Source organism: Adlercreutzia sp. CNCM I-6215, from assembly GCF_977072315.1.
Genome location: NZ_CDRVMA010000002.1, coordinates 145,852 through 170,795 on the forward strand (window position 1 = coordinate 145,852; position 24,944 = coordinate 170,795).

Consider the following 24,944-nt stretch of genomic DNA (forward strand, 5'->3'; position numbering starts at 1 on the left):
CCAATGCGGGACGCTGTCGCGGGGCGGGGTTCCGCGCGCAGTTCAATGGAGTGCGCGCATCACCTTCCAAACCGCGGCGATACGGTGCACTCCATTGCTGTTTGAGCACGGAGCCCCACCCCGCGACAGCGTCCAGAGGGGCGTCTCGGCCGTCAACAGCGGAGAAACTACTGTCCCATCATATCTTGGATCTTCTTGAGGTCGCTCATGGACATGCCGCCCATGCCCGGAATACCCAGGCCGCGGCGGCGCTTGCCCTTCTTCCCCTTCTTGCCCTTGCGCGAGGCCTGCTGCTCCATGCCGGCGGTGGCCTGCTTCACCATTTTCTTCGTCTCGTTGAACTTCTTCATCATCTGGTTCACGTCGGTGACGGTGACGCCGGCGCCCTTGGCGATACGGGCGCGGCGGCTGCCGTTCAGAAGCTCCGGTTTGGCGCGCTCGGCCTTGGTCATGGAGTTGATGATGACCTCCATGGCGTCGAGTGCCCCTTCATCAACCTGACCCGAGCCGAGCGCTTTGTCGCCGCCGGGCAGCGCGCTGATGAGCTTGGAAACGCCGCCCATCTTGCGCACCTGCTTGTTCATCATGAGGAAGTCGTCCAAGGTGAGCTGGCCGCGCATCATGCGCTCGGCCTCCAGCTCCTCCTCTTCGGCCTGCTGCACGCGCACGGCGTTCTCGATGAGCGAGACGACGTCGCCCATGCCGAGGATGCGCTTGGCCATGCGGTCGGGGTGGAAGACCTCCAGGGAATCGGGCTTCTCGCCCGAGGAGATGAACTTGATGGGTTTGCCGGTAACCTCGCGGATGGAAAGGGCGCCGCCGCCGCGGGCGTCGCCGTCCATCTTCGACATGATGACGCCGTCGAAGTCGACCGACTCGGCGAAGGCCTCCACGACGTTCACGACGTCCTGGCCGGTCATGGCATCCACCACCATGAGGATCTGATCGGGGTGCGTGGCGTCCTTGATGGCCTGGGCCTCCTCCATCATGTCGGCGTCCACGTGCAGACGGCCCGCCGTGTCGATGATGACCACGTCGCGCAGGTTGTCGATGGCGTCCTGGATGCCCTCGCGCGCGATGGCCACCGGATCGCGCCCGTCGCCGCGGTAGACCCGCACGCCGATCTCGTCGCCGAGCGTCTGTAGCTGGTCGGCCGCCGCGGGACGGTACACGTCGCCGGCGATGAGCAGCGGCGAGTGATTCTCCTGCTTCAGCCGGTAGGCGAGCTTGGCCGCCGCCGTGGTCTTGCCGGAGCCCTGCAGGCCCACGAGCATGATGACATTGGGGATGCGGCTTGAGAGCACGAGCCGGGAATCGGTGCGGCCGAGCAGCTCGGTCAGCTCGTCGAGCACGATCTTCACGACGTTCTGGGCCGGGGTGAGCGAGTCCAGCACGTCGGCGGAAAGGCAGCGCTCCTTGGTGCGGGCGACGAAGTTCTTCACTACCTTGAAGTTGACATCGGCCTCCAAGAGTGCCAGGCGGATCTCGCGCATGGCAGCGTTGATGTCGTCCTCGGTCAGGCGGCCCTTGCTGCGCAGGCCGGAGAAGATGCCCTGAAGGCGTTCGGAGAGGTTCTCGAGCATGGGGGTTCCTTATCTATTCAAACAGGCGCTTCCAGAAGCTTTTCTTTTCAGGTTCGGGGGCCGGCTCGGGCTCGGGCTCAGGCTCGCCCTCGGCGTTTTCATCAGCGGCAGCCATGGCGAGCTCGGCCAGCTCGTCGTCGGTGAAGGGGACATCATCGAAGACGCCTTCCTCGGCCGCCTCCGCAACGGCCTCGGCGTTGCGGTCGAGCTCCGTCAGCTCGGCGGCCTCAAGACCGGCGGAGGTATCCTCCTCGGTTTCCAGGACGAGGGTGTCGTGGGTGCGCCGGCCCAAAGCGGCTTCCAGCAGATCGGCATTGTCGGGCTCGGCTGCCGCCTCCTCCGCGGCATCGGCGAAGGCCTCTTCCGCATCGCCCTGCGCGTCCACCACGGGCGCTTCGCCATCCTCAATCTCCGCGAGGGCCTCCACGGTCGCGTCCTCGACCGTCTCCCCGGCAGACCCCTCGACCGCCTTCTCGGCCTCGGCCGCGCACGCCGGCGCGCCCTCCAGCACGTCCCGACGGCGCTCGCCGGCCGTGACGGCCGCCTCCTTGGCGTTCTCGCCGCGCAGGCCGTCCTCGTCCGCATCGAAGCGCTCGTCGAAAGTGCCGACGAGCGCCGAGGCGAACTCGCGGGCGTCGAAGTCGCGCAAGTCGTCGATGCCCTCGCCCACGCCGATCTTCACGATGGGCAGCCCCAGCTCGTGGCTCACGGCCAGCGCGATGCCGCCTTTGGCCGTGCCATCGAGCTTCGTGACGATAAGGGCGTCCAAATCCAGCGCGCGGTTGAACTCGCGGGCCTGCTGCAGGCCGTTCTGGCCCGTGGTGGCGTCGATGACGAGCACCGTGTACACCGGTAGCTTCGAGCGCTTGCGCACCACGTTCACTACTTTCTCCAGCTCGCGCATCAGATCGGCGGAGGTGTGCAGGCGCCCGGCCGTGTCGATGAGCACGAGCTCGGCACCGGTCGCTTCGGCGCGCTCCAGCGTGTCGTAGCACACGCTCGCCGGATCGGCTCCGCGCTCGCGGGTGACCATCTCCACTCCGGCGCGGCGCGCCCACACCTCAAGCTGCTCGATGGCGGCGGCGCGGAAGGTGTCGGCCGAGCCCAGGATGACCGCGCGACCCGCATCGGTTTCCGCCTTGGCGAGCTTGCCCACGGTGGTGGTCTTGCCCGTGCCGTTGATGCCCACGAATAGCACGACCGCCTCATCGCCGCCGAAGATGTCGGCCCCGGGCTCCGTGAAGGCACCGGCGATCTCGTCGTTCAAGAGGTCGAGCACCGCATAGGCGTCGGGCAGCGCCTTGCGGGTGGCTTGGTCGCGCAGGTTCTCCACGATGTCGCTGGCCGCCGCCCCGCCCACATCCGACAGGATGAGCGTCTCTTCCAAGCCCTCCCAGAACTCCTCGTCCAAATCGGGTCCACGGTCCAAAAGGACGTTCATCGACTCCTTGAACTTGTCGCGCGAGCGGGAAAGCCCCTCGCTGATGCGATCGAAAAAGCCCATCGGGCACTCCTTCAAAAATCAAAATGACGTTTTCCCCAGTTTACCCCATCGAGGGCCGGGCGAGACGCACGGCGGCCAGGCGACAAATCACAACCACGAGCTGACGATGGGAACCCAGCCCATGATGAGGATGATGACCACAAGCACCGGCACACCGAAGCGCATCCAGGGGAGCAGCCACGCAGGGAACTTGAGCCCCTCCCCCTCGTTGGCCTCGGCAAGGAACCTCTTCCAGCCCCAGCCGCGCCGCGAGACGCAGAACATCACGAAGACGAGCGAGCCCAAGGGCATGATGTTGCTGGACACAAGGAAGTCCTCCACGGTCTGGATGTCGCCCACCCCGGGCATGACCACATCCGAAAGCACATTGAACCCGAGCGCGCAGGGCAGCGACAAAAGCGGGATGGCGATGAGGTTCACCGTAACGGCCCGCCGGCGCGACCAACCCCACTGGTCCATGGAGAATCGCAGGATGCCCTCGAACACGGCGATGACCGTGGAGAGCGCCGCGAAGGACATGAACACGAAGAACAGCGTGCCCCACACCTGTCCGCCCCACATCTGCTCGAACACGCTCGGCAGCGTGATGAACACAAGGCCGGGGCCCGAGTCCGGCGCCACGCCGAAGGCGAAGCAGGCTGGGAAGATGATGAGCCCCGTGGCCAGGGCAACGCCAGTGTCGAGCACGCCGATCGTGGCCGCCTCGCCCATGAGCGAGCGGTGCTTGTCGATGTAGCTGCCGAAAATGGTCATGGAGCCCATGCCGATGGACAGGGTGAAGAAGGCCTGGCCCATGGCCGCGTAGGCCGCCTCGAAGAACATATCCGGGCTACCGAAGATCTTCGAGAAGTCCGGCAGCAGGTAGAAGGCCACGCCGTCGGCCGCCCCCGGAAGGGTGAGCGCGCGCACCACGAGCACCCCCAAGATGGCGAGCAGGGCGAGCATCATGGCCTTGGTGATGCGTTCCACGCCCTTTTGCACCCCCAGCGAGCAGATGAGGATGGAGACGACGCACACCACTACCATCCAGAAGACGCATTCCACCGGCGAGGCCAGCATCGCGTCGAAGACGGCCGAGGTGGCCTGCGAGTCGGCCCCCACGAACTGCCCGGAGGCGAACTTCGGCACGTAGGCAAGCATCCACCCGGCCACCGTGGTGTAGAACATCATGAGCAGATAGCACCCGGCGATGCCCACCCACTTGTACTTGTGCCAGTGAGTGCCCGCCGGCTCCAGCACGTTGAAGGCGCGGGCGATGGAGCGCTGGGAACCGCGGCCCACAGCGAACTCCATGACCATGATGGGCAGGCCCAAGACCACCAGAAAGACCAGGTACATGACGAGGAAGGCCGCGCCTCCGTACTCGCCGGTGATGTAGGGGAAGCGCCAGACGTTGCCGAGGCCTATGGCGCAGCCAGCGGAGATGAGGATGAACCCCAGACGGCTGCCGAATCGCTCACGTTCCAATAACGTCTCCTTTAAACGAGCCGCGCCCCGACGAGCACGACCGCTGATTTTTCACGAGAGATCATGCTAACAGAACAGAGAAGCCCGCTGCTCGGGGATTTCCAAGCAGCGGGCTTTCCCTTTTCCATCCAAGCGCCCCGAACACTGTGGCCCGGAGCGTCCGGCGCGTTACTTGTCCTCGGCGGCCTTCTTGGCGTCGTCAGCCTTGTCCTTGGCGGCATCGGCGGCATCGGCAGCCTTCTCCTTGGCGGTATCAGCCGCATCCTTGGCCTTTTCGGCGGCGTCGGCGGCGGCGTCCTTGGCCTTGGCGGCGGCGTCGGCGGCGGCGTCCTTCAGATCGCCGGCCTTCTCGGCGGCAGCATCCTTCAAGTCGGCGGCCTTCTCGGCAGCGGCGTCCTTCAGGTCGCCCGCCTTATCGGCCAAATCGTGGGCGCCGTCCTGGAACGCCTCCTTGATGTCCTCGCCGGCTTCCTTCATCTTATCGATGAAACTCATGGTGAATCTCCCTTCATCGGGTCTTGCGCGTGCATCCACCATACCGTGCCGCAGCCGTCGCCGCCTCGCGATGAGCCCATCCGACGATGACCCCTTGACGACCTGTTAAGCTGCGGTCATCTGCGGCAGGCGCCCTGCGAGGCCGGCTCCTCGGCCCTTAACGGCTACCGGCCAGCACGAACTCCAGGGAGGCGGTGGTCGCGTCGGCGCTCTTCAGCGTGACGGCGACGCGCTGGCCCAGCCGGTAGACCTTTCCCGACTCGTCGCCCACAAGCGTGTAGCGCACCGGGTCGAAGACGAAGTACTCGTCGCCCAAGGCCCGCACGGGAAGGATGCCCTCGGCCGTGCAATCGAGGCGCACGTAGAGTCCCCAGGCCGCCACGCCGGAGATCACGGCCGAGAAGGACTGTCCCACGAATGCGGCCAGGTACTCGACCATCTTCAGCTCCTGGGACTCGCGGGCCGCCGCCTCGGCCACCCGTTCCATGGCCGAGGAGTGCTCGGCGATCCAGGGAAGCGCCGCCACCTCCTGGTCGAATTTCTCCGGACGGCGCGTGAGCGCGGCGCGCAGCATACGGTGCACCACCAAATCGGGGTAGCGGCGGATGGGACTCGTGAAATGGCAGTACACCTCGCTGGCAAGCCCGTAATGGCCCTGGTTCTCGGGCCGGTAGTCGGCCCTTTTCATGGCCCGCAGCAGAAGCGAGCTGACAAGCTCCCCCTCGCTGCGGGGCGCGCTTGCCGCCAAAATCTCCTGGATGACCTTCGGATCCCCCGCCACCAGCCGCGCCTCCATGGGCCTTTCGAACCAATCGAACTCCTGGAACACGGGAATGAGCGAGCCCAAGGCATCGGAGGCCGGAGGTTCGTGGACGCGGTACAGGCAGGGAAAGCCGCGCCGCTCCAGGTAGCCGGCCACGGTCTCGTTGGCCAGGATCATGGCCTCCTCCACCAGGCGCGTGGCGTCGGTCTTGCGGCGCAGCGCGATGTCGGTCGGCCGTCCCTCCGCATCGAGGATCACCTTGGCCTCGGTCGTGGCGAAGTCGATGCCGCCGGCCCGGGCGCGGGCCGCCTCCCGGGCGCGGGCGAGCCGCGAGCATTCCACGAGCCGCCAGGCAATATCGCCCCCGGCGGCGATGGCGGCCTTGTAGTCGACGAGGATGTCGTCGGCCTCGCCGTAGGAAAGGCGCGCGTCCGAGCGGATGAGGGCCGGGTACAGCGAGAAGCGCACGAGCTCTCCCTCATCGTTCAGGAACAGGTCGGCCGTCATGGAACGCCGCTCGGCGCCGGGCGCGAGCGAGCACAGCTCGTCGGAAAGAGCCGGGGGCAGCATGGGGATGACGCGGTCGGCCAGATACACGCTCGTGGCGCGCCGACGCGCGTCCAAATCGACCGAGGAGCCCCAGGGCACGTAGTGGCTCACGTCGGCGATGTGCACGCCGAGCCGCCACAGCCCCTCCCCTTCCAGATAATCCAAGGACAGCGCATCGTCGAAATCTTTGGCGTCGGCCGGATCGATGGTGAAGGTGAAGCGGTCGCGCAAATCGCGGTAGCCGGCGGCCAGGGCCCCCTCCGCATCCAAGGTCGCCGCGGCCGCGTCAGCCAGAGCCCCCTCCGAGAACACCGTCTCCAGCTTGTGGCGGCCGACGATGAGGTCGATGCCGGCCCCCGGCGCGTCGGAGGTATCGGCGAGCACCTCTTCCACAAAGCCCGTGGCGGCGCTGCGGCGCGTCGGGAACTGGGCGATGCGCACGCGCACGAGCGCCCCGTCGGGCACCTCGGGCGACTCGGCGCGCATGGTGAACACGTCGTAGGGAATGCGCGGATCTGCGGGGACCACCACCCCGAAGGGCTCGGCCACCTCGTAGCGCCCCACCAGCGTGTCGTGGGCTCGGTCGACGACCGAGAGCACCCGGGCGGCGGGACGACCCGTCATATCCCCGTCGTCATCCGTGACTCGCCGCCCCTTCGATGCCCCGGCCCGCAGAGGCGCGATTTCCACCAGATCGCCGTCGAAGGCGCCGACGAGGCCCGAGGCGGGGATGAAGTACTCCCCCTCGGCCGTCTGCACGAAACCGAAGCCGCCGGCGCTCACGGTGAGAACGCCCCGGGGATTCGCCTTGGGGCGGCGGCGCGTGTGCTTCCTGTTGCGGCTCACCCTATCTCCCTTCCCTTACGAGACGCGAAGGCGCCCGTGCACGTTGCGCGGCCGATCCTAGGCCGCCGGAATGAGCGAGCGGGCGATGTCGATGCCGGTGGCCAGCTGGGAGTCCGCTCCATCCTCCCCCTCGCCGTTTACCACCCCCACCTGGGGCACGATACCCACGTTGTCGATAGGCTCGCCCTGGGGCGTGAGGTAGTAGGCGGCGGTGTAGCGCACAGCCCCGCCGAAGTCCAGCTCGCGCACCACCTGCACCGAGCCCTTGCCCATGCTCGTCTCCCCCACCACGTCGGCCCGCTCGTTGTCCTGCAGCGACGCGGCGAGCACCTCGGCGGCGGCGGCCGTGTAGCGGTTCACCACCACGACAAGCGGCACGTCCTTGTACGGCGCGTCGCCCGCGGCCGATTTGGTGGTGGCCGGCCCATCGTTGCCCTGAATCTGCACGAGGACGCCGGAGTTCACGAACAGACTCGCGATATCGACGGCCTGGGTGAGGTATCCGCCGGCGTTGTCCCGCAGATCGAGCACGATGGCCCCGGCCCCCTGCTCGATGAGCGATTTCGTCGCCTGGTCCACCAGCTCCGCGGCGTTGCTCGAGATCTGGCGCACCTTCACGACGCCCACGCCGTCGGAAAGCGCGGTTGAGAGGTTCGCCTCCTCGTAGACCTTGCAAGTGAGCGTCGTGGTGAACTGCTCGCCGGTCTGGGCGTCCAGGCTCACCGGGCGCATCCAGGTCACCGACACCGTCGCGCCCTCGTCTTTGGCCAGCGCGTTCACCACCTCGGTCATCGACCAGGCCGATACGTCCTCGCTGTCGATGGAGGTGAGGAAGTCGCCCTGCTGCACGCCTTTGGCCTCGGCCTCGGAGCCCTCGAAGACATCCGACACGTAGGCGCGCCCGTTGTAGTCGGCGAACACCACGCCGATGCCGGCGTAGCTGCGCTCGGTGGTCTCCTTGATGTAGGTGTTGTACAGATCGGGGTTGTAGTAGGTGGCGTAGGGGTCGCCCGTGGACTTCATCAAGTCGTCGAGCATGGAATAGGTGGCCGCCGTAAGGTCGATCTCGTCCATGGAGTACGTGGAGAGGATGTCCTCCACATCGCCCACCCGGGCCGAGACGGACTCGAAGGTGTTGTTGGCCGCCGCAGCCGCAAGCGCCTCCCGCTCGCCATCGGAAACCGGGATGCCCCAACTCGCCACCAGCTCGGTCTGGCTGCGCAGGGCGAAGCCCCCGACGAAGGAGACGGCGACGAGGATGACCGCGAGGAACACGCGGAGCAGACCGTGGCTCGTCGCCTGATCGACCCGCCGCTCGCTGCGGGCCCGGGGGTTGGGGGTGAGATGCCGCCCGTTGCGTTCTTTGGCCATGGCCGCTCCTTGCACGTGACTCCGTCAATCTGAAAAGCGCGACCCCCTCGGCTCATCAGTGCCGCGGGGGTCGCGCCGACGTTCCAAACCTTTAAGACAAGATTCTACACCTTCAGGTACCGCCTCATGGCGAAAGCGGAGCCGAGAAGGCCGATTACGAGACCGGCTACCACCAGCACGATGTAGATCATGATGTAGGTGTTGCCCGAGACGTCCAGCGAGAGGAAGGACAGGGCGCTTTGCAGCTTCGGGATGCCGTACATGCGCAGCACCTGCAGGACGCCCACGGCCAGAAGCGAGCCGATAAGGGCGTGCAGGGCGCCCTCCATGAGGAAGGGCCCGCGGATGAACCCGTTGGACGCGCCCACCAGACGCATGATGGCGATCTCCTTGCGCCGGGCCATGATGGCCAGACGAATGGTGTTGTTGATGAACACGAGCGCGATGAACACGAGCAGCAGCACCAGGGCCACGCCCAAATAGCGCACGTACTTGGTCACCGAGAACAGGCGGTCCACCGTCTTCTGGCCGTACTTCAGCGAATCGGCCGGGTTGTCGGGCTCGTCGCAGATGGAGCGGAACGTCTCGTCGGCCTCGATGGCGGCGGCGATCTCGTCGACCTTCTGCGGGTCGGCGAGGCTCACGTCGATGGAGGCGGGCAGCGGGTTCGTTCCGTCCAGCTGCTCGATGATCTCGGGGTTGGTGGTCATGGAGTTGCTGAAGTTCTCCAGCGCCTGCTCCTTGGTGGTGAAGCCGACGCTTTCCACGCCGTCCATGCCCTGGATCATCGCGGTGACGGCGTCGATGGACTCCTGTGGCGCATCGTCGGCCACGTAGGCGGTGATGGAGACCTCGTCCTCGATGGAGGACACGAGGCGCTCCACAATGGTGCCGCCCACGAGGAACACGCCGATGATGAGCAGCGACAGGAAGATGGTGATGATGGAGCCGAGCGTCGTGGAGAGGTTGCGCGCGAAGCCCTGGAGCGACTCCTTGAAGAAGTAGAAGAGACTAGACATCGAAGCCGTACACCCCCCGGTCCTGGTCGCGGGTGAGATGCCCGCGGTCGAGCGCGATGACGCGACGGCGCATGTTGTCGACCATCTCGCGATCGTGAGTGGCCACGAGCACCGTGGTGCCCGTGCGGTTGATGCGCTCGAGCAGATCCATAATGCCGCGGGAGGTCTGCGGATCCAGATTTCCCGTGGGCTCGTCGCAGATGAGCAGAGGCGGCCGGTTCACGATGGCGCGCGCAATGGAGACGCGCTGCTGCTGGCCGCCGGAAAGCTGATCGGGATAGCTGTTCAGCTTGTCGGAGAGGCCCACGAGGCGCAGCACCTCGGGCACTTGCGTCTTGATGACGTGCCGGCTCTTGCCGATAACCTCCAGGGCGAAGGCGACGTTCTCGAAGACCGTCTTGTTCGGCAGGAGCTTGAAGTCCTGGAACACGCAGCCGATGTTGCGCCGCAGGTAGGGCACGCGCCAGTTGCGCATGGTGGTCAGATCCTCGTCAGCCACGTAGATCTTGCCCGAGGTGGGCTTGATCTCGCGGGTGAGCAGGCGGATGAAGGTGGATTTGCCAGATCCGGAGTGGCCCACGAGGAAGATGAACTCGCCGGCGAAGATCTGCAGGGTCACATCGCTTAAGGCGGGCTTCTTCGGCTGGGCCGGGTAGGTCTTGGTCACATGATCGAAGGTGATGACCGGCGCGCCCATGGGGGCGGCCATCTCGTCCACTTCGAGCATGGGCAAAGCCTGGGACAGCTGGGAGGTCATCGACGCCTTCTGGGCGTGGCCGGGCTGGGGCGCCGCCGCGCGGGCGCGCGGGTTGTTGCCCTGGGCCGGCGCGCCGGCGTGACGGCCGGCATGACCAGGAATTCCCTGGTTCCGTTCGTTCGTCACAGCTTGCTCCGTTCAGGTTGTTCGTTACTGAGACTGAAGTATTTTAGCAAAGGCCCGCGCGCTCACGAACCTTTTTCACAGCTTCAACAATGGCCGTAGCGTCAATGTTGAAATAGCCGAGCAGTTCCTCGAACTCGCCGGACTTGCCGAAACGGTCGCGCACGGCCACGCATTCCACGCACACGGGGTCGGCGCCGGCCAGAAGCTCGCAGACCGCCGAGCCCAAGCCTCCGATGACGGAATGCTCCTCGGCCGTCACGACGCAACGGGTCTTCGCCACCGATTCGAGAATGGTCGCCCCATCGAGCGGCTTCACCGAGAACGCATCGATGACCTCGGCGGAGATGCCGTCGGCGGCCAGCGCGTCGGCGGCGGCGAGCGCCTCGCGGATCTCCACGCCGTTGGCCACGATGGTGACATCGCTCCCCTCGCGCAGCACGTAGGCGCGCCCGATTTCCAGCTCCACCTCGTCGTCGTAGACGCAGGGCACGGCGGCGCGGCCCATGCGCACGTAGACGGGGCCCGGCGTGGCGGCAGCGAGGCGCAGGGCGGCGCGGGCGGCGGCGTAGTCGGCGGGCACGAGCACCCGCATGCCGGGAAGGCCGCGCATGAGGGAGACGTCCTCGAGCATCTGGTGCGAGCCGCCGTCGGGGCCCACGGAGATGCCCGCATGGGTGGGGGCGATCTTCACGTTCAGGTTCGAGTAGCACACGGTGTTGCGAATCTGGTCGTAGGCGCGCCCGGTGCCGAACACGGCGAAGGAGCCCGTGAACGCGATGTTGCCGGCCAGCGAGAGGCCCGCGGCCACGTCGATCATGTTCTGCTCGGCGATGCCGCAGTTGAACAGGCGCCCGGCGTATCCCGCGTCGGCGAGCTTCTTGGTGGTGGTCGAGCCGGTCAGGTCGGCGTCCACGGCCACGACGGGCACGCCCTCGGTGGCGAGCTCCGCGAGCGTGGCGCCGTACGCGGCGCGCGTGGCCTTCTTCTGGGCAGCGGTCTCGGTGTTTGCGAGTTTCACCATGACGGGCCTCCTATTCCGCGTCGGCGGACAGCTCCGCCAGAGCCTTCTCAAGTTCCTCGGACTTCGGCGCCTTGCCGTGCCAGCCGGCCTGGTTCTCCATGAAGGAGACGCCCTTGCCCTTCACCGTGCGCGCGATCACGCACACCGGACGGGCCGTATCGGCCGCCTCGGCCTTGATGCGGCCGAAAAGCTCGACGAGCGCGGGGATGTCGTGCCCGCAGACGCGCTGCACGTCCCAGCCGAAGGCGGCGAACTTCTCGCCCAAATCCCCCGGATCGCACACGTCGTGGATGCAGCCGTCGATCTGCAGCTCGTTGTTGTCGATGATGGCCACGAGGCGCCCGAGCTTCTGATGGGCGGCGAACATGGCCGCCTCCCACACCTGGCCCTCCTCGCACTCGCCGTCACCGAGCACCGTGAAGACGAGGCCGTCCTCGCCGGTCAGGCGCAGGCCGGCCGCAAGGCCCGCGGCCACGGAAAGCCCCTGGCCGAGCGAGCCGGTGGACACCTCCACGCCGGGCAGCAGGTTGGAATCGGGATGCCCCTGCAGGCGCGTGCCGAGCTTGCGCAGGGTGTGCAGCTCGTCGGTCGGGAAGAAGCCGGCGTGGGCCAGCGTCGCGTAGAGCGCCGGGGCCGCGTGCCCCTTGGCCAGGATGAACCGGTCGCGGCCGGGCTTGTGCGGGTCGGCCGGGTTGTAGTCCATGACGCCGCCGAAGTACAGCGCCGTGAGGATATCGGTGCAGGAGAGCGACCCGCCCGGGTGCCCGCTGCCCGCTTCCGTGATCATGGTCAGAATATCCTTGCGAATGTCGGTGGCCTTCGCCTGCAAGGCGGCAGTATCCATAAGCTTCCCTTTCCCGTTCGCTGCTAGGAGTTGGCTACTCTCCACGTATGATACCCGATGACGAAAGGTTCCAGGGCGCCGGAAAGGACGGCGTCCACATTTCCCGTCTCAACGCCGCTTCGGAGATCCTTCACGAGCTGGTACGGGAAGAGCACGTAGTTGCGAATCTGGCTGCCGAAGGAGTTATCCATGCGCTCGCCGCGCAGCTCGTCCAGCTCCTCGGCCCGCTTGCGCTCCTCCAGCTCGTAGAGCTTGGCGCGCAGCACGCGGAAGGCGGCCTCCTTGTTCTGCAGCTGGCTCTTCTCGTTCTGGCAGGTCACCACGATGCCCGTGGGCTCGTGGGTAAGGCGCACGGCCGAGTCGGTGGTATTCACGCACTGGCCACCCGGACCGCTGGAGCGGTACACGTCCACCCGCACGTCGGCGGGGTTCAAGTCGACCTCGATGTCGTCGGCGATGACCGGCAGCACCTCCACCGAGGCGAAGGTGGTCTGGCGGCGCTTCTTGGCGTCGGTGGGGCTGATGCGCACGAGACGGTGGATGCCGATCTCGCTGCGCAGCATGCCGTAGGCGTAGCGGCCCTCGATCTGGATGGTGGCCCGATCGAGCCCTATGCCCTCGCCGGGCACCAGATCGAGCACCGTCACCTTCCAACCCTTGTCCTCGGCGTAGTGGACGTACATCTGGTAGAGCATGCGGGTCCAGTCTTGGGCCTCGAGGCCGCCCTGCCCGGGGTTCACCGTGAGGATGGCGTCGCCCTCGTCGAACTCGCCGGAGAACCAGGACTCGATCTCCAGCTGGTCGAGAAGCGCCGTCAGCTCGGCGACCGTGTGCTCGGCCTCCTCGGCGAAGGCCGCATCGTCGCCGGCCAGCTCGCACGCCGCCGACGCGTCGTCCAGAAGACCGCAGGCCCGCTCGTAGTCCTCGATGGTGGCGCGAAGCCCCGCCGCCTTCTTCGAGACCGCCTGGGCCGTCGCCGCGTCGTTCCAAAAGTCCGGACGGGCCGTCTCCTCGTCCAGCGCGGCCAGCTCGTCGCGCTTCTCCTCGATACGCAAGAACGAGAAGGCATCGGACAGCCGACCCTGCGCCTTCTCGATCTCCTTCTGAATGTCTCTCAGTTCCATGCCTTGATCTAAATCTCCTTGAAACTCACCGGGGGCGGGCTGCGGGATACCGCTCAGTCGCTCAGACAGTCCTCGCTGGTATCGAAGGCGTCAAGGCTACTGCTCCCCTTCGCTTACCGCCTTCGATACCATCTGCGGAACTCGCTTGGTGAGCGGCACCCCGCATCCCGCTTCGCTCAACCTTAGTTGAGTGTGCGTCAAAGGTTCTGGCCGTGGCACTTCTTGAACTTCTTGCCGGAACCGCAGGGGCAGGGATCGTTGCGCCCCACGTTGGCGTAGGGGTCTTCCTTGTCCTTGACGTAGGTCTGGGGCTTGCCGGCGGCAGGGCGCGGAGGCGCGGCGGGAACACCGGAGGCGGCGCGGGCCGCGGCGGCGTGGCGACCGCGGATGCTCGACTCCTCCAGAGCCTGTTCCGGCGCCGAGTAGCTCATCTTGCGGGCCAGCGGGTCCTCCTGCTCCGCCAGGGCCGCGGGGGCCGGGCGGCCGGCACCGGCGGGGGCGCCCTCCGCCGCGGGCTTCGCGGCGATCTCCAGGCGCAGCAACGTGCGCAGGTAGTCGTCGTACATCGAGCTCGTCAGATTCTGGAAGGCGTTGTAGGCCTCGTTCTTGTATTCCACGAGCGGGTCGCGCTGGCCGAAGGCGCGCAGACCGATACCGGTCTTCAGATAGTCCATCTCCTGCAGATGCGCCATCCAGCGCGTGTCGATGATGCGCAGCATCACCTGGGCGGAGAGGTTCTCCATGAGGTCGTGGCCCAGCTGCTCGCTCTTCTGCTCGTAAATCCAGGTGAGGAAGTCGTTCAAAGCCTCGGCGACGTTTTCCGCCTCGTCCTCGTGATCGACCTTCGCCACGGAGAAATCGTTGCAGCCGGTCATGTTCGCGGCCCACAGGTCGATGGCGCGCACGTCCCAGTCGTCGCTGGCGGAATTCCCGGGGCAGCACTCCCCCACGATGGCGTCCACGGCGTCGCGGATGATGCCGGGAATGCGCTCGGTCATGGACTTGCCGTCCAGGATGGCGTTGCGCTCCTCGTAGATGGCCTTGCGCTGGAGGTTCATGACATCGTCGTATTCCAACACGTTCTTACGGGCGGCGAAGTGCATGGACTCCACCTGGCGCTGGGCGCTCTCGATGGATTTCGACACCATGCCGGCTTGGATGGGCATGTCGTCCTCTTGGTTGGTCTTCTCCATCATGTGCGCGATGGAGTCCATCTTCGAGCCGCCGAACAGACGCATGAGATCGTCTTCCAGCGAGAGGTAGAACTGGGTCACGCCCGGGTCGCCCTGACGGCCGGAACGGCCGCGCAGCTGGTTGTCGATGCGGCGGGACTCGTGGCGCTCGGTGCCGATGACGCAGAGTCCCCCGGCGGCGAGCACCTGCTCCTGCTCCGCGTCGCAGATCTCGCGGGCGCGGGTAAGGGCGTCGGCGCGGTCGGCCGCCGATGGGATGGGGCCGCGCGCCTCCTCGTCGCCCTCTTGGGCGTCCACGTCGAACCCGCGCTCGCGCAGCAGGTCCTCGGCGAGCATGTCCGGCTCGCCGCCCAAGCGGATGTCGGTACCGCGGCCGGCCATGTTGGTGGCGATGGTGACGGCGCCAAGGCGCCCGGCCTGGGCCACGATATGCGCCTCGCGCTCGTGGTGCTTGGCGTTCAGCGTCTCGTGCTTGATGCCTCGCTTGTCCAGAAGCCGCGAGAGCTTCTCGGAGTTCTCGATGGACACGGTGCCGATCAGGCACGGTTGGCCCTTCGCGTGGCGCGCGGCGATGTCGTCGGCCACGGCGTTGAACTTGCCGTCGATGGTGCGGTACACCAGATCGTTCTCGTCGACGCGGATGACCGGCTTATTGGGAGGAATGGCCATGACCGGCAGCTTGTAGATCTGGCGGAACTCCGCGTCCTCGGTCATGGCGGTACCGGTCATGCCGGAGAGCTTGTCGTAGAGGCGGAAGTAGTTCTGCAGCGTGATGGTGGCCAGCGTCTGGTTCTCCTCGCGCACGAGCACGTGCTCTTTGGCCTCGAGCGCCTGGTGCAGGCCCTCGGAGTAGCGGCGCCCCTCCATGATGCGGCCGGTGAACTCGTCGACGATCTTCACCTCGCCGTCCATGACGACGTAGTCGACATCGCGATGGAAGAGGAACTGGGCCTTCAGCGCCTGCTGCAGGTGGTTCGCCAGCTGGCCGGACGGGTCGGCGTAGATGTTCTCGATGCCGAGCATAACCTCGATCTTCTCAAGGCCGCTCTCCGTAGCGTTGATGGTGCGCTTGGCCTCGTCCATGTCGAAGTCGACGCCCTCTTTGAGGCCGGGCATGACCCGGGCGAACTTCTTGTAGGTGTCGGCGGCCTGGGTGCCGGCGCCGGAGATGATGAGCGGGGTGCGGGCCTCATCGATCAGGATGGAGTCCACCTCGTCGACGATGGCGAAGTGGTGCCCGCGCTGCACCCGCGAGCTGCCGCGCGTGACCATGTTGTCGCGCAGGTAGTCGAAGCCGAACTCGGAGTTGGTACCGTAGGTGACGTCGGCCTCGTAGGCGGGCTTCTTCGCCGCCGGCGGCATGCCGTTCTGGATAAGGCCGGTCTTCATGCCGAGGAAGCGGTAGATCTGGCCCATCCACTCGCAGTCGCGCCGGGCCAGATAATCGTTGACGGTCACGATGTGCACGTTGTGCCCGGGAATGGCGTTCAAATAGCCGGCCAGGGTGGACACGAGCGTCTTGCCCTCGCCAGTCTTCATCTCGGCGATCTGTCCCTCGTTCAGGGCCATGCCGCCGATGAGCTGCACGTCGAAGTGGCGAAGCCCGATGGTGCGCACGGAAGCCTCGCGTACGGCGGCGAAGGCCTCGGGGAGCAAATCGTCCAGGCTCTCGCCGGCGGCGTAGCGCTCGCGGAACTCCTGCGTCTTAGCGGCCAGCTCCTCATCGGAAAGCGCCTGGAACTCCGGTTCCAGCGCGTTGATCTTATCGACTTTGGCCTGGTAGCGCTTCAGCTGCTTGCCCTCGCCCATCGTGAGCAGTTTGGAGAGAAATCCCATAGGTTGCGTCTTCTTTCTGTGGTCGGCGAGCGGTCATGGGGTCGGCGATCGCCTCCCCTTCAACAACTCCCGTCGCCTTCGTTGGGCGGCCGCGCGGGCCGCCTCGGTGCAAATCTGCTCCACTCTACCACAGAGCGCAGGTGGCGCGCCCAATTTCACAGGGTTTGCAAGGCGGCGAGACCCCCTTCTGCGCCCGGTTGTGCCCGGTTGCGCCCCCCCTGCGCCCGGTTGCGCCCGGTTGCGCCCGGTTGCGCCTGGTTGTGCCGTCCAGTGCCGTCCCGCACCATCCTGCACCGTCCCGCACCGTCGCACCCGGCCCCTTTCGCGGCGCAGCCCCGTCGCACCCCAGTCCCTTCGCACCCCAGCGCCATCGCACCCCGGCCCCTTCGCACTCCTGCACCGTCACACCCCGGCCCTTCGCGTCATCGCTGAGTTCATCATTACCATTCGTCATTACCACCCCCTGCAGCCCTACTCATCCGCATCCCGACCCCGATGAACCTGAAACCAGTCACCAGAACAAGAACTTCGCTTTTTTTCGCTCGATTTTTCGATTGTTAGCATTCTCTGACTCCGGTTCTTTACCGGAGCGGCACCAGCGCGATCAATGCGGCCCCGAAGAAGAGGTTTGGACGCTATTTGCGAGACTTCACGCAATTGCTCGGCTCCTCAAGTGCCGTCTTTTGCTAACAATCGCAACTTTCGAGGAAAAATAGACCTACTTTTTGAACAACTCGCTCCTCAACTGCATATGCCGTTCGAGCTGTTTTCCCTTCAATCGACCAAGGTAGCGCCCCTTTTCGCGGAAAGCGTGGACGACAGTTTCCTGAAACTCGAAGACATTTGAAAGCTGGGAGCCCGTGATGGAGCGAACGGTGAATCCGTCGGCGGCCAGAGCGCTCCTGCGCCGCGAATCCTTCGACAACTGCGCGCGGTTCAGATGACTGGCAACACTGTCGTATTCCAAAACCACCTTGTCCCGAGGCCATACCGCATCGCAAACCAGAACGGTGGCATGGGCGATCCTCTCAGCCTCGTCGCTCAACCCGATTGGCTCGTTCAGCTTCACATCGCTCAGCCCCAAGCCGCCGTAAACTCGTGGAGTTGCCAAAACCGCTGCCATGATCGTCTCCGCCGGTGAGGCGGATTTTCCATGTACGCAGCGGGCAACCGACCTCGCCAGCTTAACGCCGTGGGCACCTTGGATTTGCCCCGCGTAGGCCCCAAGCCGATTCGGGGTCGAGAGAGCATGCCTCACCTGGAACTGGTTTTGTCCGACCGGATAGTTGCCGCAAAACTCATAACCCAAAGCAAGAAGCTCTCCGCGCGATAACGACCCCGCCATCTGGACGAAAACAAGCTCAGGGGCGCAAACGTAGACATGCTCGGCCACCTTCAAAAAAGATCGCTTAGGGAATGCAGCCGTGCTATGGTGGTAGACGACACCTTCTTGCAAGCGAATCCCAGGCTTGCGCGGGCCGAGCATATGCAGTTCCCTTATGGCCCGATGGCCCTCCCCATCGCCCTTGGACGCGTCGGGGCATTCAGCGACCGCAAGGGCATGGCGCAAAACATCGGAGCCCTCGCTGAGCGCTTCTTCCAAAATGGCAAGCAATCCCTCCCGCGTCTCTACCAACGAGGCAAGCACCGAGCTGGATGGGAACACGCGGAAAGGAAGGCCCTCCGTCGAGTGAGCCTTCCGGCAGTGGAAAACCCCAAGAGAAAGCGCATTCCGAATCGACCAATAGCGCCAGAACGCGAGAGCCGTCTCATGGCTCAAGTAAAGATTCGACACAGCATCCCTCCTCAAACATCCAGAAGGCTCCTATAGTAACCAGTAGAAAGTGAATTTCGCTGCAATTCTCGTATAGCGCAAATATTCCATCACATATGAGTACATATTTCGCAAGAATTGCCGAGACCTGAGGAAGGAAGGGCGGGAAAAGTCACATTGCTAGAACATTTGCCTCCTTGTTATTTCGAAGAAATTGCGATTGTTAGCAATCGCGCATCTCCAAAGTGGAAGCAGTAGGAAGCACATCGCTCGCGAAAAGGCGTCCCATTCAATGCATGGCGATAATTTGTTAGGGAGCAGTACGCATCGGAGATCGCCTTCCTCCCCTTGTTCGGTTTGCGAAGGCCCTCGAAGGATGAAGCAATGCTAACAATCGCAATATTTCGAAAATAATCGTCCGCCAAATCGCACAGCAGCTTTTCATCGAGTCAATGGCGATATCGTCGGGTCGATGGCGATATCGTCGAACCGGCGGCAGCAATGCAGGTCGATGACGATATCGCCAAGATAGCTACGACACTGTCGAACCGGCGGCGGTTCCATAAGGAGCGGCGGCGATGTCGCGTGAATCGACTTTGGCCGAAGCGGCATCGATTCCAGGCTAGCCTTCTCCCATGTCGCATCCCCTGAGCGGCAACAGAGATCTAAAAAGCGGGGAGACCCGCACGAAACGGGCCTTCCCAGCAAAGTACCTGGAAGCATCGATGTCTGCACTCGATTCGCGCTGCCCTGGACTCTAGTACTCCTCCAGATCGGCGGGGTTCACGCGGCCGCGGAAGGTGCGGTAGATGACCACGTGGTACACGAGAACGAGCGGAAGTCCGACGCACAGGATGATGGTCATCCAGGTGAGCGACAGCTCCGACGATGCGGCGTTGGCCAAGGTGATGGCCGGCCCCACGGAATCGGCCGTGGCGTTCACGAGCACGGGGAACATGGAACAGGCCAGAAGCGCCACGAGCGCGATCATGGACGCGGACTGAGCCAGAAACGCCTTCAGGTCGTCCCCGGACGTCTTGCCCACGACGAGCGAGGCCAGCAGCCCCACCACCACCAGCGCCGCGAACAGCCACCGCAGGATGCCCAAGTTCGGATCCATCTCGGGCCCGACAAGAACGAGGGCGTACACGGACACCACGGCGAACAGAACAAGCGCGATCACTTGCAGAGGCAGGCGCAGCCGTGCGGCGCGGGCCTGAAGGCAAGAGGGCAGCGGCGCCTTCAGCGCGGCCCAGCAGGCGCCGGCGGCCAAAAACATCGCCAGGCCCAAAAGCCCCGTCAGCAGCGTGAAAGGCGTGATGAGGCCGATCAGAGGCACGCCGGCGTAATCGCCCGCGGCGTCCATGGGGATGCCGGCGAAGATGTTGCCCACCGCCACGCCGAGCAGCAGCGCCGGAAGCAGCGAGCCCACAAAGAAGCACGCATCCCAGAGCTTTCCCCAGGACGGATCGCCAGCACGGAACTCGAAGGACACGGCGCGCACGATAAGGCCGAACAGCACCAGCATGACGGCCAGGTAGAACCCGGAGAACGTCGTGGCATAGGCGTCCGGGAAGGCGGCGAACAGCGCACCTCCCGCCGTGAGCAGCCACACCTCGTTGCCGTCCCACACAGGACCGATGGCCCGGCGCAGCACCGCGCGCTCCTCGTCGTTTTTCGCGATGAAGGGCGACAGCACGCCGATGCCCAGATCGAACCCGTCAAGCACGAAATAGCCCGCGATGAGCACGAAGATGAGGAAGAACCACAGCACGCTTAAGAACTCCATCATGGCTACTCACCTTCCTTCCCGCTATCGCCCGCGGCGGCGACGGCCTCCGCAACGACGACATCGCCCTCGGCGTCGGCGGCGACCACGGCGACTGCGGCCGCATCGGCGGCAGCAGCGCCCTCGGCAACCGGCCCTTCCTTGATGAAGCGGCCGATGACCCGCGCCCACCCGATGAGCAGCACCAGATACACAAGCACGAACAGGCCCAGCGTCAGCCACAGCTCCGGCGCCGACACCGACATGGAGATGCCGTCGGCCGTCAGCAGCGACACGCCGTCGGGGCCGGTGACCGACGGGTACACCACCCAGGGCTGGCGCCCCACCTCGGCGGTGATCCAACCTGTCTGAATGGCGATGAACGGCCAGATGGGCGAAAGCACCGCCGCCCACTGCAACCAGCGCATCTTCGCGATGCGGCCGCCCTTGAAGGTGAACACGAGCACGAGAATGCTCGTCAGCATGATGAGCCCGTACATGGCCACCATGAGGTGGTAGCTCTGGAACACGAGCCCCACGGGCATGTCCTCCACCACCATGTCGCCGTACTCCTCGGTTTGGGCGAGCTCGTTTAAGCCCGGATACTCCGTCTCGAAGTTGCCCGTGGCCAGAAAGCTCGTGCCGCCGGGAATGGCGAAGGGAGCGATGACCTCCTGGTTGTCCTCATCCACAATGCCCACGGCGTACAGCGGGGGCACCTCGGAATCGTACATGCCCTCCATCATGGCGAGCTTGGTGGGCTGCTCGTTCCACACCACCACGGCCGAAGAGTGGGCAAACACGATCATGGCGCAGGAGGTCACGATGCCCACCACGGCGGCGATGCGCATGGTCTTCATGGCGAACTCGGCGTTGCGGCCCTTAAGCATATACCAGCCGGCCACGGCCATGGCCACGAACGCGCCCATGATGAGCAGCGCGTCCACGGTGTGGGTATAGCGGGCGAAGATGGACGGGTTGAAGGCCGCCGAGAAGAAGTCGGTGATGACGGCCTCGGTGCCGTCGGCGTTAAGCTCCGCGCCGGCCGGCGTCTGCATCCAGGAGTTCGCGATGAGGATCCACAGCGCCGACAGGCACGACCCGGCCCACACGAGCCACGAGGACACCATGTAAAACTTCGGGCTCACCCTCTCGCGCCCGAACAGGAGCACGCCCAGAAAGACCGACTCCAGGAAAAAGGCGAACAGCGCCTCGGCGGCCAAAGGAGCTCCGAAGATATCGCCCACGAACCGCGAGTAGTTCGCCCAATTGGTGCCGAAGGAGAACTCCATGGTGATGCCCGTGGCCACTCCGATGGCGAAAGTCGCGGTGAACACCTTCACCCAGAATTTCGTCGCCGCAGCGTCCTCGGGTTTGCGCGAGCGGTAATAGCGGGTCTCGTTGATGGCCAGAATGAGCCCGAGTCCGATGGACAGCGGCACGAACAGGAAGTGGTACGCCACCGTCAGCGCGAATTGAATGCGCGAGAGCACCGCCACATCAGCGAAAGCCTCCATTGCACACCCCCTTTCTCTGCGCGCCCGCGGCCGAGATGCGGCCGCCCCTGGGCGCAATCGAATACGTTCCCATTCCTAAGCGGAACGGTCAGGTTCCATAGTACTCCTTCTGTACGGAAGGCAGCGTGTCAACATGGTGTCACTTCCTGCTCGTTTCGCCGCCTCGCCCGCCTCACCCCTAGGCGAAAGACAACTCGCCTTCCAACAGCTGCCGGTAGAGGGCGGCCAGCGCCGGCGAGGGATCGAGTCCCAGCGTTCGCGACAAGCGGTCGCGGCAGGCGAAGAACGTCTGTACGGCGGCCGAGCGCTGATCGGTGGCCATCTGCGCGCGCATGAGAGCCGCTGCCGCGTCCTCGCGCCCCGCATCGCGCTGAAAGGCCTCCCGAGCGAGCCACAGCGCCCCCTGGAGCTCCCCCCGGACAAGAAGACGCCGCGAAGCCGCCACCAGGCCGTCCACGAACTCCGCGTCGAGGCGATCGCGGAAGACGACGATGGCCTCGCACTTGCGCTCGGTGGGCAGAAGCACGCTGCCGAAGGAGCCCTGGATCGTGGCTATGGCCCTCTCCCAGGCCATATCGTCGGCAGGGCCGAACAGAAGGCAGCGAATCAGCTCCTCGAACTCGTCTAGGTCGCTCTCGAACAAATCGGGATCGAGCCGGCAGCCATAGCGGCTGCGGATGAGGTAGGGGCACGACCCCTGCTGGGAAAGGAGGGATCGCAGATCTCCCCACACGCGGTAGAAGCTCTTCGCCCCCGTGCGCTTGTCGGCGGCGGGCCACAACATGGAGACGATCTGGTCGCGTCCCAGCTCGCGCCCGCGGTGCAGGGCGAGCAGCGCCAGCAGAAGACGGGTCTTCGGGCGGCCCTCGAACTGATAGGTGATGTCGCGACGCCCCAAAGCGACTTCCATGGTGCCGAACAACTTCAGGCGCAGCGGCTCCACGGACACCTCGGGCGCGACGGCCATCGCCGTCCGGGGCGCGCTGGGCACCGGCAAACTGCGCCCGCGCTCGGGGTCCTCGACGACAGGGGCTCCGGAAGACTTCTCGCGGCGCGAGCGGGCCGCCCCCTTCTCGACATGGGCCGCAAATAATGCGGCGGCCACAGGAGCGGAAAGCCGCGGCAGGCCGAGGCCTTCGAGCACCTCCCCCGCCCGCTCCAGTGCGGCGGCCGCCCGGTAGGCTCCGAAGCCGAGGCTCCAGCCGCGCTCCACCAGCGCGTCCAGGGCGCGATGGCTGCAAGCGACGAGCCGCACCAGCTCGGGTCGGCCGGCAATGGCCGTATCGGCGCCGGCGCCCAGCGCCCCGGTCGCCTCCAGGCCCTCCAGCGCCGCCGCAGCGCCGAGCAGCCGGCGCTCCACGTCGATGCGCGAGCCGCTTCCCCAGTCCAGCGCTTCGCCGACCCGGGACGCCCAGACCGCCAGGACGTCGTCGCCGCGGCCCAGCGCCAGTACTCCATGCGCCACCACGACCAGCTCGGCCAGACCGTCCTCGCGCTCGACTCCCCCGGCGCCATCCAGTTCAGCCAGACAGGAGGCGACCGTCTCCTCCATGGCCCGGCGCGTAGCCGCGTTGCCCACCTCCCAGGCCGCCAATGCCGCGGAGAGGACCGTTCGCGGCGTGCTCCTCTCCGAGACAAGGCTGCGCTGGGCGAACTGAACGGCCCGCGCGCGATCGCCCCGCTGCGCCCAGGCCCAGGCGATCATGGCGTTGATGTCCGCCCGGGCTGCCATTTGGGTGCGGGTCGCCGAGTCGTAGAGCTCGCACACCTCGACGGCCGCGCCGCCCCACAGGGCCGCCCAGCCGTTCGCCGCCAGCCACCGGCCGTGGGCCCGCCGGCGCGCCAGCAGCGTCATCGCGCTCACGGCGCGCCCGCATTCCCCACGCTCCATCAAGCGCTCCGCCAAAACCTCCATCGCCTCCTCCCTACCGGCGAACCCGCAGGTCTCGGCGAGCGCCTGAAGACGCGCCCGCCCGTGATCCCTCACCTCCCCAAGGGACACGGAAAGCGCGGCGAAGCTCTCTTCGCCGGCGGAAATGCCCACAAGAGGGCAACGCGCGGCGAGAGCATCCCAGGCCTTCTCGGCCCGGCGCGCCCCGAGCAGCGCGCGCACGTCGTCTATCGTGCCCCTTCCGAGCACCGTCATGGCCCACAGGGCAAGCTCTTCTTCCGGAGTGCATCCCGCCCGGCTCGCGCCGAGCACCAGCTGGATCGGCGTCGCAGACCCCCATCGCAGGGCGGCAATGCGCTCGGCCAACCCTAAGGGGCGCCGATCCGTCACCCCTTCGGGCTCCTCCTCCAAATCCTCCCGCGCTACCAGCATCTCCGCGGCCCCGATGACGACGCGCCTGCCGAACAGCTCCATCGGCGCATCGGCCCGCGTTGTCGTGGCGATCACCTCGCAGTTCGCATCCGCCAAGCGCTCCACGACCTCCGCAAAGGCCTCGGCGCGATCATCGGTAAGGAGCGGAAGATCGGTCACCACCATCAGCGCGGCGTGCTCGTCGGCTTCAAGCACCGCCTCGGCCAGCACCCCCGCATCCAAATCCCGCAAGAAGCAGGGCGACGAGCCGCGCAGCCAGAATACGTGCTCGAACTGGAACATCACGGACGCGTACTCAAATGCGAGCGTCGCCTTCCCGAACCCCGGCGGCGCAACGATTAGACGCAGGGCGCCGCGATCCTCGAGGAGCCGCGACAGGAGGCGCGGTCGGCTCCTCAGACGGTCGGGAACCACTCCGTGGGGGCGCCTTCCCTCGCAAGCGCTCTGTTGGATGAAACGGGTCATGGACATCTCCTTCTTCTGTCGGCCCTCGCTAACAACAGATCGCACCTTACGAAGCCCCAACCGTCCGGGCAACCAGCAAGGAGCATAAGGCCGCCGATCCCCTTCCATTGCCGCCCGGACAAACCGCCCGCAACATACAGGCAGCCTCGCAAAAGGCACCCGCAAGCACAAGGAACGCGCGAGGAAGGCCCGCGGCAGGCGTCTCCAGTCATCTGCGAAAAAGCTCCAGCGCCATTCGCGCTCCATGCAAGCGACAAGCAGTCGAACGGCACCCGCGCGACGGGCTCTCGCCGTCCTCTCGCGCCGCCGGCAGAAAGCCGCCAGCGCCCGTTGCCGCCCCAGGAGGGACGGCGCCGACAAGAAACAGGGACGCCGCCACGGTTTCTCCACGGTTCGCGCGAGAACATTTCCGCGAAACCGTGGGGGTCGGCGCGGGCGTCAGGCGAGAGCACTTCCGCGAAACCGCGGCGGTCGGCGCGGGCACAAGAAAAGACCCCTCCGCCGTTGCGGAGGGGTCTCTCTTCTCGGAATGCGCGCCTCGCGCCCCTTGCCTTCCTGCGCGCTGCCGCGCCGGCCCAATCGCCCGTCGGACGCCCTCG

Annotated in this window: 16 protein-coding genes; all 16 read right to left on the reverse strand. The window is 65.8% G+C overall.

Annotated features, from left to right (window positions below):
* Nucleotides 1-167: 167 nt before the first annotated feature.
* The gene (ffh, locus tag ACW4LP_RS02285; RefSeq protein ID WP_022740128.1) at nucleotides 168-1,583 is read right to left on the reverse strand and encodes a signal recognition particle protein; all 1,416 of its coding nucleotides are present in this window, start codon (nucleotides 1,581-1,583) and stop codon (nucleotides 168-170) included.
* A gap of 13 nt (nucleotides 1,584-1,596) precedes the next feature.
* Nucleotides 1,597-3,087, reverse strand: coding sequence for a signal recognition particle-docking protein FtsY (ftsY, locus tag ACW4LP_RS02290; RefSeq protein ID WP_231699608.1), 1,491 nt, complete (start codon nucleotides 3,085-3,087; stop codon nucleotides 1,597-1,599).
* 87 nt (nucleotides 3,088-3,174) lie between these two features.
* Complete coding sequence (locus ACW4LP_RS02295) at nucleotides 3,175-4,554, reverse strand: sodium-dependent transporter (RefSeq protein WP_161128079.1); 1,380 nt, start codon at nucleotides 4,552-4,554, stop codon at nucleotides 3,175-3,177.
* Nucleotides 4,555-4,722: 168 nt separating this feature from the next.
* Nucleotides 4,723-5,049, reverse strand: a complete 327-nt coding sequence (locus tag ACW4LP_RS02300) for a hypothetical protein (protein WP_022740131.1) — start codon at nucleotides 5,047-5,049, stop codon at nucleotides 4,723-4,725.
* 157 nt (nucleotides 5,050-5,206) lie between these two features.
* Nucleotides 5,207-7,207: a ribonuclease R gene (gene rnr / locus ACW4LP_RS02305; protein WP_161128080.1), complete on the reverse strand. Its 2,001-nt coding sequence runs from the start codon at nucleotides 7,205-7,207 to the stop codon at nucleotides 5,207-5,209.
* Between the two features lie 57 nt (nucleotides 7,208-7,264).
* Nucleotides 7,265-8,578 carry a S41 family peptidase gene (locus ACW4LP_RS02310; protein ID WP_161128081.1) on the reverse strand — a complete coding sequence of 438 codons (1,314 nt, stop codon included), beginning with the start codon at nucleotides 8,576-8,578 and terminating at the stop codon, nucleotides 7,265-7,267.
* Nucleotides 8,579-8,682: 104 nt separating this feature from the next.
* Nucleotides 8,683-9,597, reverse strand: a complete 915-nt coding sequence (gene ftsX, locus ACW4LP_RS02315; protein ID WP_022740139.1) for a permease-like cell division protein FtsX — start codon at nucleotides 9,595-9,597, stop codon at nucleotides 8,683-8,685.
* A complete protein-coding gene (gene ftsE / locus ACW4LP_RS02320; RefSeq protein ID WP_231699616.1) occupies nucleotides 9,590-10,354 on the reverse strand; it encodes a cell division ATP-binding protein FtsE in 765 nt (254 codons plus the stop codon). The genes ftsX and ftsE overlap by 8 nt, the downstream gene beginning before the upstream one ends.
* A gap of 169 nt (nucleotides 10,355-10,523) precedes the next feature.
* Nucleotides 10,524-11,501 (reverse strand): transketolase family protein, encoded by a 978-nt coding sequence (locus ACW4LP_RS02325; protein WP_161128082.1) that lies wholly within the window; start codon nucleotides 11,499-11,501, stop codon nucleotides 10,524-10,526.
* A gap of 10 nt (nucleotides 11,502-11,511) precedes the next feature.
* Nucleotides 11,512-12,345, reverse strand: coding sequence for a transketolase (locus ACW4LP_RS02330; protein WP_114548754.1), 834 nt, complete (start codon nucleotides 12,343-12,345; stop codon nucleotides 11,512-11,514).
* Between the two features lie 23 nt (nucleotides 12,346-12,368).
* Nucleotides 12,369-13,469, reverse strand: a complete 1,101-nt coding sequence (prfB, locus tag ACW4LP_RS02335) for a peptide chain release factor 2 (protein ID WP_161128083.1) — start codon at nucleotides 13,467-13,469, stop codon at nucleotides 12,369-12,371.
* A gap of 197 nt (nucleotides 13,470-13,666) precedes the next feature.
* A complete protein-coding gene (gene secA / locus ACW4LP_RS02340; protein WP_161128084.1) occupies nucleotides 13,667-16,498 on the reverse strand; it encodes a preprotein translocase subunit SecA in 2,832 nt (943 codons plus the stop codon).
* A 718-nt stretch (nucleotides 16,499-17,216) separates the two neighbouring features.
* Nucleotides 17,217-18,293 carry a hypothetical protein gene (locus ACW4LP_RS02345; RefSeq protein WP_455803427.1) on the reverse strand — a complete coding sequence of 359 codons (1,077 nt, stop codon included), beginning with the start codon at nucleotides 18,291-18,293 and terminating at the stop codon, nucleotides 17,217-17,219.
* Between the two features lie 736 nt (nucleotides 18,294-19,029).
* Nucleotides 19,030-20,061: a cytochrome d ubiquinol oxidase subunit II gene (cydB, locus tag ACW4LP_RS02350; protein WP_455803456.1), complete on the reverse strand. Its 1,032-nt coding sequence runs from the start codon at nucleotides 20,059-20,061 to the stop codon at nucleotides 19,030-19,032.
* A gap of 5 nt (nucleotides 20,062-20,066) precedes the next feature.
* Nucleotides 20,067-21,557, reverse strand: coding sequence for a cytochrome ubiquinol oxidase subunit I (locus ACW4LP_RS02355; protein WP_270357771.1), 1,491 nt, complete (start codon nucleotides 21,555-21,557; stop codon nucleotides 20,067-20,069).
* A gap of 178 nt (nucleotides 21,558-21,735) precedes the next feature.
* Nucleotides 21,736-24,345, reverse strand: coding sequence for a BTAD domain-containing putative transcriptional regulator (locus tag ACW4LP_RS02360; RefSeq protein WP_022740153.1), 2,610 nt, complete (start codon nucleotides 24,343-24,345; stop codon nucleotides 21,736-21,738).
* Nucleotides 24,346-24,944: the final 599 nt, after the last annotated feature.